At 75.4% G+C, this 12305-nt stretch carries 11 protein-coding genes; 1 reads left to right on the plus strand and 10 read right to left on the minus strand.

Features of this window, described 5'->3' with window-relative positions; all coding sequences use genetic code 11:
* Positions 1–3 precede the first annotated feature (3 nt).
* Positions 4–954 carry a non-homologous end-joining DNA ligase gene (ligD, locus tag ACFPK1_RS18730; RefSeq protein WP_378022457.1) on the plus strand — a complete coding sequence of 317 codons (951 nt, stop codon included), beginning with the start codon at positions 4–6 and terminating at the stop codon, positions 952–954.
* Positions 955–959: 5 nt separating this feature from the next.
* Here ligD and ACFPK1_RS18735 read toward each other — a convergent pair whose 3' ends face one another.
* From ACFPK1_RS18735 to ACFPK1_RS18780, 10 genes are all read right to left on the minus strand, one after another.
* The gene (locus ACFPK1_RS18735; protein WP_378022458.1) at positions 960–2216 is read right to left on the minus strand and encodes a GNAT family N-acetyltransferase; all 1257 of its coding nucleotides are present in this window, start codon (positions 2214–2216) and stop codon (positions 960–962) included.
* 7 nt (positions 2217–2223) lie between these two features.
* Positions 2224–3381 carry a dual-specificity RNA methyltransferase RlmN gene (gene rlmN / locus ACFPK1_RS18740; RefSeq protein ID WP_378022459.1) on the minus strand — a complete coding sequence of 386 codons (1158 nt, stop codon included), beginning with the start codon at positions 3379–3381 and terminating at the stop codon, positions 2224–2226.
* Positions 3378–3899, minus strand: a complete 522-nt coding sequence (locus ACFPK1_RS18745) for a hypothetical protein (protein ID WP_378022460.1) — start codon at positions 3897–3899, stop codon at positions 3378–3380. The genes rlmN and ACFPK1_RS18745 overlap by 4 nt, the downstream gene beginning before the upstream one ends.
* 259 nt (positions 3900–4158) lie before the next feature.
* Complete coding sequence (locus ACFPK1_RS18750; RefSeq protein ID WP_378022461.1) at positions 4159–5118, minus strand: electron transfer flavoprotein subunit alpha/FixB family protein; 960 nt, start codon at positions 5116–5118, stop codon at positions 4159–4161.
* A gap of 11 nt (positions 5119–5129) precedes the next feature.
* Entirely contained in the window at positions 5130–5885 is a 756-nt protein-coding gene (locus tag ACFPK1_RS18755; protein WP_378022462.1) for an electron transfer flavoprotein subunit beta/FixA family protein, read from the minus strand.
* A 7-nt stretch (positions 5886–5892) separates the two neighbouring features.
* Positions 5893–8388 carry a GcvT family protein gene (locus ACFPK1_RS18760; protein ID WP_378022463.1) on the minus strand — a complete coding sequence of 832 codons (2496 nt, stop codon included), beginning with the start codon at positions 8386–8388 and terminating at the stop codon, positions 5893–5895.
* Positions 8389–8403: 15 nt separating this feature from the next.
* The gene (locus ACFPK1_RS18765) at positions 8404–9225 is read right to left on the minus strand and encodes a methylenetetrahydrofolate reductase (RefSeq protein ID WP_378022464.1); all 822 of its coding nucleotides are present in this window, start codon (positions 9223–9225) and stop codon (positions 8404–8406) included.
* Positions 9226–9238: 13 nt separating this feature from the next.
* Positions 9239–10465, minus strand: a complete 1227-nt coding sequence (locus tag ACFPK1_RS18770) for a glycine cleavage T C-terminal barrel domain-containing protein (RefSeq protein WP_378022465.1) — start codon at positions 10463–10465, stop codon at positions 9239–9241.
* 161 nt (positions 10466–10626) lie between these two features.
* Complete coding sequence (locus tag ACFPK1_RS18775; RefSeq protein ID WP_378022466.1) at positions 10627–11385, minus strand: class I SAM-dependent methyltransferase; 759 nt, start codon at positions 11383–11385, stop codon at positions 10627–10629.
* Positions 11382–12302 (minus strand): phosphatidate cytidylyltransferase, encoded by a 921-nt coding sequence (locus tag ACFPK1_RS18780; protein ID WP_378022467.1) that lies wholly within the window; start codon positions 12300–12302, stop codon positions 11382–11384. The genes ACFPK1_RS18775 and ACFPK1_RS18780 overlap by 4 nt, the downstream gene beginning before the upstream one ends.
* Positions 12303–12305: the final 3 nt, after the last annotated feature.

Below are 12305 nucleotides of genomic sequence, written 5' to 3' on the forward strand. Positions count from 1 at the left end.
GACGTGGCCGGGAGCGACGCTGCGGAGATCGAGGTGGGTGGCCGGACCGTGCGGCTGACCAACCCGGGCAGGGTGTACTTCTCGGCGCGGGGAGAAACCAAACTCGACCTCGCCCACTACTACCTGTCGGTCGCCGACGGCATCGTTCGCGCGCTCTACGAGCGGCCCTGCATGATGCACCGCTTCCCGACGGGCACCGACGGCGAGAAGGTGCACCAGAAGCGGCTGCCCAAGGGCGCGCCGGACTGGGTGCGCACCGTCCGCGTGCACTTCCCGCGCTACAACCGCACCGCCGACGAGCTGTGCGTCACGAGCCCCGCGGACGTGATCTGGGCGGTGCAGATGTCGACCGTCGAGTTCCACCCCTGGAACACCCGCGCCGCCGACGTCGAGACCCCCGACGAGTGGCGCATCGACTTCGACCCGATGCCCGGCGTCGAGTTCCCGACGATCCGGCGCGTGGCCGCGGTGGCCCACGAGGTGCTCGACGAGCTCGGCGCCGTCGGCTTCCCCAAGACCTCGGGCGGCAAGGGCCTGCACGTCTACGTCCGCATCCGCCCCGAGCACTCGTTCACCGAGGTGCGGCGGGCCGCGCTGGCGTTCGCCCGCGAGGTCGAGCGGCGCGCCCCCGACCTCGTCACCACCGCCTGGTGGCGCAAGGACCGCGAGCCCGGCACCGTCTTCCTCGACTGGAACCAGAACACCCGCGACCACACGATCGCCTCGGCCTACTCGGTGCGCGGCACGCCGGAGGCCCGCGTGTCGGCGCCGCTGCGCTGGGACGAGATCGACGACGCGGAGCCCGGCGACTTCACCATCGCGACGATGCCGGCGCGCTACGCCGAGGTCGGCGACCTCACCGCCGGCATCGACGAGGCCGTGTTCGACCTCCGCGCGCTGCTCGAGTGGGCCGACCGCGACGCGGACGTGCCGGACGAGCCGCCCGAGGTGTGACGCCGCTAGAAGCGGATGCCGTTCCAGGGCACGCTCGGCGCGGCGAGCAGCCGCGCGAGCCGGCCGGCCGCACCCGGGGTGCGCTCCTCGAGGCGCCCGGCCCGCGCGAGCACCCGGGGGTCGGCGCCGCCGAGGTAGAGCGAGCCGAGCGTCGCGGCGTCGAGGGCGACGTCCGGCTCGGCGGTGGTGGTGACGACCCGCGGCTCGACGGGGTCGGTCGTGTCGAGCAGCCAGGTGCCCGCGGCGTGGCCCGCGGGGTCGGCGACGGCGAGGACGAGCTGCTCGGTGACGGGGTAGCGGCGGGCCCCGAACGCCGCCGGGACGTCGAGGATCCGCAGCCACAGCATCTCGCGGCCGGCCCCCGCCGCGGCGGCCCGCGGGTCGGTGAGCAGCCACGGCAGCGGCTCGTCGGTCGAGGCGTCGTTCCAGATCACGGCGCCGACGAGGTCCAGCGAGACGAGGTGGCGCCACAGCTCGCGGTACGACTCCGGCGTGGTGGCCTGCAGGTCGAGCACGGCGATCTCGCCGGCCCCGCCCGCCCAGTCCTGGGCGACGCGGTAGACGACGTAGCCGTCGGGCCGGCCCGTGGCGTCCGACCACAGCACCGCGTGCCGGTGCGGGTCGGCCGTCATGCCGCTGAAGGTGTTCTCGCCGGTCATCAGCGCCGTCCACGACATGCCCGTGCGGTCCATCGACCCCGGGTGCCGGCGCCGGGCGCGGTCCTGCACGGGGCCGGCGGCCGACGGCAGCGTCGCCACGTCGAGGGTGCGCAGCCGCCCCGTCGCCTCGGGCGCGCGGAACGTCGCCGTGCGGGTGTCCAGGCGCAGCGCGCGGTTCCAGCTGGCCAGCCCGAAGCCGAAGCGCTCGTACAGCGCGCCCTGGGTGGAGGTCAGCGCGGCGACCGGGGTGCCGGCGCGGGCGGCGTCGGCGAGGTCGTCGACGAGCACGGCGCGCAGCAGCCCGCGGCGCCGGTGGGTCGAGCGCACGCCGATCGAGGTGACCGCGTCCACGGCGACCTCGCCGCCGGGCACGCTCATCCGCGTGTCCCACGAGCGCAGCGTCGCGACGGGCGCCGGGTCGCCGGTCTCGTACACCCCGCGCAGCCGCTGGCCGACGTAGTCCGCGGCCGCCCGCGCCAGGTCGCCCGGGGGGACGCGGGGCCGCAGGAACGCCGCGAGCATCGCGCGGGCCCACGTGACGGTGTCCGCGTCGGCCACGCCCTCGGCGGCGTGCGGGACGATCCGGCGGACCTCGTGCGTCACGAGCGCTTCACGGACGGGCGGTGGCGGCGAGCTGCCCGCAGGCGGCGGCGATCTCGCGCCCGCGGGTGTCGCGGACGGTGCACGCCACGCCGCCGTCGCGCACCCGCCGGACGAACTCGGCCTGCACCGGGGCGGGGCTCGCGTCCCACTTGCTGCCCGGGGTCGGGTTCAGCGGGATGAGGTTGACGTGCACCAGGCGCCCGAGGTGCTTGTGGGCCAGCTTGGCCAGCAGGTCGGCGCGCCAGGGCTGGTCGTTGACGTCGCGGATCAGCGCGTACTCGATGGAGATGCGCCGCCCGGTGACCTCGGCGTAGTGCCGCGCGGCGCCGAACACCTCGGCGACCGGCCAGCGGGTGTTCACCGGCACGAGGGTGTCGCGCAGTTCGTCGTCGGGCGTGTGCAGCGAGACCGCGAGGGTCACCTGCAGGCCCTCGTCGGCGAGCCGGTGGATCGCGGGCACGAGGCCGACCGTCGACACGGTGACCGAGCGCTGCGAGAGACCCAGGCCCGCCGGCGGGGCGTCGCAGAGCCGGTGCACGGCGTCGACGACGCGCGCGTAGTTGGCCAGCGGCTCGCCCATGCCCATGAACACGACGTTGGACAGGCGGCGCAGGTCGGCGCCGAGCTCGCCGCCCTTGACCGCGGCGGCCGCCGAGCGGACCTGCTCGACGATCTCGGCGGTCGAGAGGTTGCGCTCGAGGCCGTTCTGGCCGGTGGCGCAGAACGGGCAGGCCATGCCGCACCCGGCCTGGCTGGAGATGCAGACGGTGGCGCGGTCGGGGTAGCCCATGAGGACGCTCTCGACCAGGGCACCGTCGTTCGCGCGCCACAGCGTCTTGCGGGTGGCGCCGCCGTCGCAGTCGACCACCGAGGTGGGCGTGAGCAGCTCGGGCAGCAGGGCCGGGCCGAGCGTGTCCCGCGCGGCGGCGGGCAGGTCGGTCATCGTCCCCGCGTCGGCCTCGAGGCGGGTGAAGTAGTGGCGGGAGAGCTGGTCGGCCCGGAAGGCCGGCAGGCCCAGCTCGGTGACCGCGTCGCGGCGGGCGGCCGGGTCGAGGTCGGCGAGGTGGCGCGCGGGGCGGCCGCGCCGGCTGCCGCGGGGCGACAGCGAGAGGACGGGGCCGGCAGCGCCGGCGGCATCGGCACCGATCGGGGCGGGCTCGCTCATCGCGTCCGGTCCCGGAGCATCTCGACGAGGCCGACCCGGTCGGCCGCGGACAGCAGGAGCAGCACGCCCGCGAGCACGCCGAGCAGGCCCTGCGAGACGAACCCGCCCGCGGTGCCCAGCGTGATGAGGGCCGACAGCAGGCCCATGGCGACGAGCGCGATCCCGAGCCAGCGCGTGGGGCGCTGACCGGTGGCGCGGCTGAGCAGCACGAACGCCCCGCCGGTGAGCAGCAGCGCGATGCCCGGCAGGAACGCCGAGCCGCTGAGCAGCCCGAGCACGATCGACGCGACGATCACCGCGACGATCACGCCGCCGCCGAGGCGCAGCACCTCGGTGGACCGCGAGGTGTCGAACGGGCGTGGCCCGCGCCGGCGGTTCTCCACGCCGATGCCGATGGCGACCGCGATGCCGACCGCGAGCACCAGCGTGCCCGCGCCGTCGGCCGCGAGCCCGAGCGTGCCCACGGCCAGCCAGACCAGCCCGGCGCCGATCTCGACGAGCACCGGGTCGATGCGCACGGCGCGACCGCTCGGCCGCGGGGACGACCCCCCGGAGCTGCGATATCCACCGCCACCGCCGGCACCGCTGAAGCCGGCGGGACGGCCGGGGCCGCCGCCGTGGCCGGCCTGGTAGCCACCGTGGTGGCCCCCGGGGCCACCGGGACGACCCTGCCCACCGGGGCCGGGGTACCCGGACGGCGGACGCGGAGGGGGATACGCGGACACGACATCCACGGTAACGCCACCGCGCCTCTGCTCCGGACGCCAGCCCCGCCCGTCAACCCCCGGCTCGCCGCCGGATCTCCGCGACCACGGCGGGCAGCACCTCGTGCACGTCGCCGATCACCGCCCACGTCGCGCGGCTCACCATCGGCGCCTCGGGATCGGTGTTGACGGCGAGGATCGCGCGGGCGTTCATGCACCCCACCCAGTGCTGGGTGGCGCCGCTGATCCCGCAGGCGATGTAGAGGTCCGGGCTGACGCGGGTGCCGGTGAGCCCGACCTGGTCGCTGTGCGGGCGCCACCCGTTGTTGGTGGCCACCCGCGAGCACCCGACGGCCCCGCCGACCAGCCCCGCGAGCTCCTCGAGCACGGCGTAGCCCTCGGCGCTGCCGACCCCGCGGCCGCCGGACACGACGACCGGCGCGGTGGCGAGCGTCATGCCGCTGGCCCGCGCCCGGCGCTCGACGAGCCGGGCGCGCGGCACCGTCTCGTCGAGCTCCGGGACGAACGCGCGCACCGTCACCTCGGCGGCCGCGGCGGTCTCGGTGGGCGTGCGGGTCCCGGTGCCCAGCGTGGCGAAGCGGATCGGGGCGTCGAGCTCGGCGTCCTCGAGCAGGATGCCGCCGGCCCGCTCGCGGGTGACCTCCCACGGGGCGCCGGGCCGGATCTCCAGGCACGCCGTCGCCAGCGGCACGCCGACCGCGCCGGCCGCCCAGGCCATCGCCTCGGTGCTCGCGTCGGTGGCCGCCGCGAGCACCGCGACGGGCCGCTCGGCGGCCACGAGCTGGGCCAGCGCCTCCCCGACGGTGGCGGGCCCGGCGTCGGCGAGCAGCTCGTGGCGCAGCAGGTGCAGCGTCGACACGCCCCGCTTGACGAGGTCGTCGGGCAGGTCGCCCGGCTCCCCGACCGCGACCGCCCCGACACCGTCGCCCAGTCCGTCGGCCAGGTCCCGCGCGGCCGCCAGGACCTCGGCGGACGCCGCGGCCAGGACGCCCTCGCCGTCGCGTTCGATCATCGCGAGCACCATCAGCGCACCCTCCCCAGCTCGGTCAGGACGTCGACGACGGCGGGCGCCGCCGCGGCCCCGCGCCCCAGGACGACGGTCTCCGCGCGGGCCTCGGGCCGGTGGCGCAGCCGGCGGGTCCGCAGCCCGCCGGTGGCGGTCGGGACCGCGAGCACCCGGATCGGCGCCTTCTTCGCCCGCAGCCGGCCCTTGATCGTCGGGTAGCGCGGCAGGTTGAGGCCCTCGAGCACCGCGGCGAGCGCGGGCAGCGGGGCCTCGTGCACCTCGACGCCCTCGGGGACGTGACGCTCCAGGCGCACCCGCCCGTCGCCGGTGTCGATCCCCTTGACCCCGCCGACCACCGGGCGCCGCAGCACCGCGGCCACGCGGAAGCCCACCTGCGCGTGCCCGGCGTCCGCCGACGCCTCCCCGAACAGCACGAGGTCGTAGGGCCGCAGGTCGGGCACCGCGCCGACGATCGCCGCGGCGGTGACCTCCGGGTCGGGGTCGGCCACGGGTGCCTCGACGCGCACCGCGTGGTCGGCGCCCATCGACATCGCGTAGCGCAGCTGCTCGTCGGCCTCGGGCGGCCCGACGGTGAGCACGCCCGCCGACCCGCCGGTGCGCTCGGCGATCCGCACCGCCTCCTCGACCGCGCACTCCTCGTGCGGGCCGATGGTGAAGCCGAGGTGGCGGGTGTCGATCGCCGTGGCGTCGGCGGTCAGCGCGATCTCCGCGCCCACCGCGGGGACGCGCTTGATGCAGACCAGGACGTCCATGCGCACCTCACCTCATCCGCGCGTCGTCGGGGTCGAACAGCGGCGTCCGCCCGGCCCGGGCGACCGTGACCGGGTAGCGCTCCCCCAGGTACTCGACGAGCAGGCCAGTCCCCTCCACGGCGTGCCACGGCGGCAGGTACGCCATGAGCAGGTGCGTGCCGAGCGACGGGGCGGCGCCGGCGCTGGTGACGTACGACGGGCGCCCGCGCCGGTCGGTGATCCGCGCGCCGTCGGCGGTGAGCACCGGCTCGCCGCCCTGCGGGTACCGCCGGTGTGTCGAGGCATCGAGGGTCAGCGTGCACAGCGTCGCCTCGGGCTCGCCCTCGCGTGCCTTGGTGTACGCGGCCTTGCCGACGAAGTCCGCGGACTTGAGCCCCGGCAGCGCGAGCCCGGCCTCGACGGGGCCGTGCTCGCCGTCGAGCTCGTGGCCCATGAGCCGGTAGCCCTTCTCGATGCGCGCCGTGGTGCCGTAGACGCCGATGCCGGCGGGCACGATCCCGTGCGGTGCGCCGGCCTCGGCGATCGCGTCCCACAGCCGCAGGCCGCACTCGGTCGGCGCGTGCAGCTCCCACCCGAGCTCGCCGACGTAGGACAGGCGCAGCGCGAGCACCGGGATCGACCCGATGGTGATGGCGCGCCCGGTGGCGAAGCCGAACGCCTCGTGCGACACGTCGTCCTCGGTGACCGCCGCGAGCACGTCGCGCGCCCGCGGCCCCCAGAGCCCGAGCGTGCACACCGCCGACGTCACGTCGACCAGCGCGACGGAGCCGTCGACCGGCAGGTGGCGGGTGAACCAGTGCAGGTCGCGCGCCCCGTCCGACCCGCCGGTGACCACCCGGAAGTGCTGGTCGCCGAGCCGCACGACGGTGAGGTCGCTGCGGAACCCGCCGTCGGGCCCGAGCACCGGCGTGTAGATCACGCGCCCGACCGGGCGGTCCATCTGCGCGACGCAGAGGTGCTGGAGGTACGCGAGCGCGCCCGGGCCGCGGACGTCGAACTGCGCGAACGCGCTGAGGTCGATCATCGCGACGCCGCGGCGCATCGCCAGGTGCTCGGCGTTGATGATCGGCGACCACCAGCGGGCGTCCCACTCGTGCGGGCGGTCCTCGACGCCGAGCTCGGCGACGAGCGGCTCGTTGGACCGGTACCACTGCGGGCGCTCCCAGCCCGCGACCTCGAAGAACTCGGCGCCGAGAGCCTCCTCGCGACCGAAGAAGGGCGAGCGGCGCGCGCCGCGGTCGGAGCTCCACTGCTCGCGCGGGTGGATGATCCCGTAGGTCTTGTTGAAGCCCTCGGCGGCGCGGGCCCGCACGTGGGCGCGGGTGCGCTCGTGCGGGGCGAAGCGGGCGACGTCGGCGGCGTGCGGGTCGATCTCGGGGACGCCCGCGGTCATCCACTCCGCGATGAGCCGCCCGACGCCGGGGCCCTCCTTGATCCACACGGCGGCCGCGGACCACAGGCCCGCCACCTCCGGGGTCTCCCCCAGCAGCGGGTGGCCGTCCGGGGTGAGCGAGAGCAGCCCGTTGATGGCGTGCCGGATGCCGGCGTCGGGGCGGTCGAGGATGCTCGCGAAGAGCTCGAGCGCCGCCTCCATCTGCGGGTCGAAGTCGTCGGGGGTGAAGGGCAGCTGGGTCGGCGAGAGCGCCGCGGCGGCCAGCGACGGGATGTCGTCGGGGTCGCAGAGGATCGGCCGGTGGGCGTAGGACCCGATCTCGAGGTCGGCGCCGCTCTGCCGCTCGTACATCAGCGGGTCCATGTCGCGGATGATCGGGAACGCGATCTCGCGCCCGGTGGCCGCGAGCTCCGCGATCGGCCCCACGTCGATCATCTGGTGCACGGCGGGCGTCAGCGGGATCGTCGCGCCGGCCAGCGCCGCGATCCGCGGGCTCCACACGCCGCAGGCCACGACGACGTACTCGGCCTCGACGTCGCCGCGGTCGGTGCGCACGCGGCGCACCCGCCCGTCCTCGGTGTCGATCGCGAGCACCTCGGTGAGCGCGGACACGGTGAGCGCGCCCGCCGCGGTCGCCCGCTCGCGCATCAGCTCGCCGGCCCGCAGCGGGTCGACCACGGCCACCGACGGCGTCCAGAACGCCCCGAGCAGCGGCGAGGGGTCGAGGAACGGGACCTTGTCGACCACCTCGGCCGGCGTGATCAGCTCGGCGTCAATGCCCCACGCCCGCGCCGACGACATCCGCCGGTCGAGCTCCTGGACGCGCTCCGGGGTGCGGGCGACCTCGATCCCGCCGCAGGTCGTCAGCGTCCCGAGCTCGGTGTACTGGCGCATCGAGTCGCCGGTGAGCAGCGTGATCTCGCGGGAGTGGTCGACCGGGAAGACGAAGTTCGACGCGTGCCCGGTGGACCCGCCCGGGTCGGGCAGCGGCCCCTTGTCGACGAGCAGGATGTCGCGCCAGCCCAGCCGCGCGAGGTGGTGCACGACGGCGTTGCCGACGATGCCGGCCCCGATGACGACGACCTGGGCGCGGTCCGGGAACGGTGTCACGGTGGCTCCTCGGGGTCACGCGGCCGTGCGGCGGGCCTGCGACAGCCACCGCACGGTCGGCTCGATCTGGTTGAACGTGAAGAGGTGCAGCCCCGCGAGCTCGCACCCGGACGCCGCGAGGCCCCCGACGAGCTCGTCGGGGGTGTGGCGCCCGCCCCGCAGCAAGGCCCCCGCGGTGGCGCGGTGGGAGCGGGCGAAACGCACGGCGTCGGCGACCCCGATCCGCACCGAGAGCCGCAGCAGCCGCGCGGCGTCCACGACGCCGGGCACGCCGGCGATCACCGGCAGGTCGATCCCCCGGGCCCGGGCCTCGCCGGCGAACCGGCACACGAGGTCGGCGTCGAAGCACAGCTGCGTGACCGTGTAGTCGGCGTGGAACTGCTTGACCCGCAGGTCGGCCCACAGCACGTCGTCGGCGATCCGGTGGTGGCCGTCGGGGTAGGACGGGACGCCCACCCGCGGCGGGCGCCGGTCGAGGTCCTCCATCGCCCGCAGCAGCGCGAGCCCGTCGGGCAGGTCCCCGGCGGGCTCGCGCGCGTCGCCGCCGACCACGAACACCTCGCGGACCCCGGCCGCGGCGAGCCGGTCGAGGTGCCCGGCCAGCTCGCCGCGGTCGCGCACGCTGCGCGCCGCGAGGTGGGGCACCGCCGCGAACCCGCGCGCGGCGAGCGCGACGGCCGTGTCCACCGTGGCCGCGAGGCCCCGGCTCGGGGCGGCGGTGACGGTCACCGTCGCCCCGGCCGGGAGGTCCGCGGCCGCGTCCAGCACCCCCGCCGTCGGCGCCACCTCGAAGCGCGGCGCGGCCAGCAGGGTCGCGAGCGTGGTGACGTGGTCCATGACCGGCCCCCGCTCAGCCCTTGGGCGTCTGCTTGCGCGGGTCGACGAACGGCTTCTCGACCACGACGCCGTCGCGCACGTCGTCCAGGGTGGCGATCTGCAGCGTCGTCCCCAGCGGCGTGGACGGCGTCGCCACCATCGCCAGGCCGATGTTGCGCTCGAGCCGCGGCGACCAGCAGGCGCTGGTCACGGTGCCGACGCGCTCGCCCGCCTCGTTGCGCACCGTGAACGGCTCGATCATCGACCCGTCGTTGAACGTGCCCAGGCGCGCGCCGCCGATCTCGACGCCGACCATCGACCGCGAGAGCCCTCGCGCCTTGGCGCGGATCAGCGCGTCCTTGCCGACGAAGTCGGCCTCCTGGTCGAGGTCGACCATCCACGTGTAGTCGTAGCCGACCTCGAGCGGGTTGGTGTCGAGGGTGATGTCGCAGCCGTAGGCGAGCATGCCGCCCTCGATGCGCCGCATGTGGCACGGGCCGATCGGGCGCATCCCGTGCGGGCGGCCCGCCTCCCAGACCCGGTCCCAGAGCCGGCCGGCGTTCGCGACGGCGTCGCGCAGGTAGATCTCGTAGCCGATCTCGGCGCTGTAGCCGGTGCGGCTGACGACGACCTCCATGCCGTCGATCACCGCGTGCCGCAGGTGGTAGTACGGCATCTCGGCGACGTCGGTCCCGAACAGGTCGGTGACCACGGCCTTGGCCTTCGGGCCCTGGACCTGCACCGGGGCGACGTCGATCTCGCGGACCTGCACGTCCCAGCCGCCGGCGTGGGCCAGGCCGCTCGCCCACAGCCCGACGTCGGAGTCGGCGAGCGAGAGCCAGAAGCGGTCCTCCTCGACCCGCAGGAGCACGGGGTCGTTGATGATCCCGCCGTCGGGCGCGGTGATGAACACGTACTTGCACTGGCCGACCGCGCACTTGGTCAGGTCGCGCGGCACCAGCATGTTGGTGAACGCGAACGCGTCCGGGCCGACGATCTCGATCTGGCGCTCGACGCCGACGTCCCACAGGGTCACGTCCTCGAGCAGCGCCCAGTACTCGGCGATCGGGTCGCCGTAGTGGCGCGGGTGGTACGTGTGGTTGTAGACGCTGTACATCGCCACGCCGTGCGCGCGCGACTTCCAGAAGTACGGCGACTTCCGCAGCCGGGGGTACAGCAGGATCCCGGGATTCGTCACCACCGTCGACGACGGCTCCGGTACGAGCTCCACCGCCGCCCGGGTGGGCAGGACGTCCGTCATCAGCACCTCACTTCATCGTGCGTCCGGCGGCCCCCCGAGCCTGCATACGGACGATGTTGCGCTTCCCGCAACCGGTTTCGCTGGACGCAACCAGAGTGCGACCGTGACCGAGATCACGTCAAGAGATCCGGATCAGTGGGTTTCTGGAGCGTTACAGCTGGTCACGGCCGGACGAGCCCGGACGGTTCCCGGCGGGTGTGCACGCGGTACGCGACGGGCAGCGCGAGGCCGGGGGTGCCGTCGATCGCCTTCTGCGCGACGGCGGGGGTGAACTCGATGCGCAGGACGTCGGCGAGCGTCGTGCGGTCGGCGAAGCGCCACAGGGTGTCGACGCGGCGCACCGCGAAGCCCTGCCCGGCGAAGAAGCGCTCGGCGGCGCCGGGGTCGTAGCGCGGGGCCGAGGCGCGCATCCAGGACCCGTAGGAGTGGCGGGTGGCGTCGAGGTCGACGATCACGAGCACCCCGCCCGGGCGCAGCACCCGCGACGCCTCGGCCAGCCCGGGCTCGCAGCCGGGGCCGAAGAAGTAGGCGGTGCGGGCGTGCACGACGTCGGCGCAGTCGTCGGGCAGCGGCAGGGCGGCCGCGCTCCCCTGCTCGGCGCGGACGCCGGGCAGGCCCTCGACGCGCTCGCGGGCGCGGGCCACCAGCGGGGCGTGCGGCTCGACGCCCACCACCGTGCGCGCCCGCTGCGCGAACCGGGGCAGGTGGTAGCCGTCGCCGCAGCCGACGTCGACGACGTCCGCGCCGTCGTGGGGGGCGAGCTCGGCGACCGTGTCCCACAGCGCGCCGGTGGCGTCCTGCGCCTCGTTCTCGCGCTCGTAGACCTCGGGCCAGCGCCAGATGTTCGGGGACTCGACGACGTCGCGGGAGACGGAGCGCAGCGGAGCTCGACCCTCCGATCCTTTGCTTGCCCTGGTCACACGTGCACGGGGACGAGCACGAGCAGCAGGAGCCAGGCCATCGGCGCCGAGGTGACCAGCGAGTCGAGGCGCTCCATCAGCCCGCCGTGGCCGGGGATGGTGTGGCCCATGTCCTTGATGCCGAGGTCGCGCTTGATGAGCGACTCGACGAGGTCGCCGGTGACGGCGGTGGCCACCAGCAGCGGCCCGACGATCAGCCCGTACCACCAGTGGTCGTCGAGCAGCAGCGCCACGCACAGGCACGCGCCCGTGGAGCCGGCGATCAGCGACCCGGCCAGGCCCTCCCACGACTTCTTCGGGCTGACCTTCGGCGCCATCGGGTGCTTGCCGAACAGCGCGCCCAGCGCGTAGCCGCCGGTGTCGGAGCAGATGACGACGATGAGGAACGTCAGCACGCGCGCGGTGCCGTCGGCGGGGACGACGAGCATCGACCCGAACGCCATGCACAGCGGCACCCAGCACAGCACGAGCATCGAGGCGCCCACGTCGCGCACGAAACCGGCCGCGCCCAGGCGCATGCGCCACAGGAAGCAGCCCAGCACCGTCACCAGCAGCGCGCCCAGGATGCCCTCGGTGCCGAACGGCCAGGCCAGCCAGATCATCGCCTGCCCGCCGACCAGCACCGGGACCCGCGACAGGCGGATGCCCGCGCCGCGGTGCAGGGCGCCGAACAGCTCCCAGGTGCCGATCACCGCCGAGATCGCGACGATGCCGATCCACGCCTGCCGGACGGTCAGCAGCGCGACCAGGATGACCGCGCCCATCGCGAGGCCCACCCCGATGGCCACGGGCAGGTTGCGCCCGGCGCGGGAGGACTTGGGCTTGTCCTCCGCCGGGGTCGCCGGGGTCGCCGCGGACCCGGCGGCGTCGGCCGCTGCCGGGGCGGGGCGCCGGGGCCGCGATGCGGAGGAGGGCATGGG

The organism is Actinomycetospora rhizophila (assembly GCF_042657905.1).
Lineage (GTDB): Bacteria > Actinomycetota > Actinomycetes > Mycobacteriales > Pseudonocardiaceae > Actinomycetospora > Actinomycetospora rhizophila.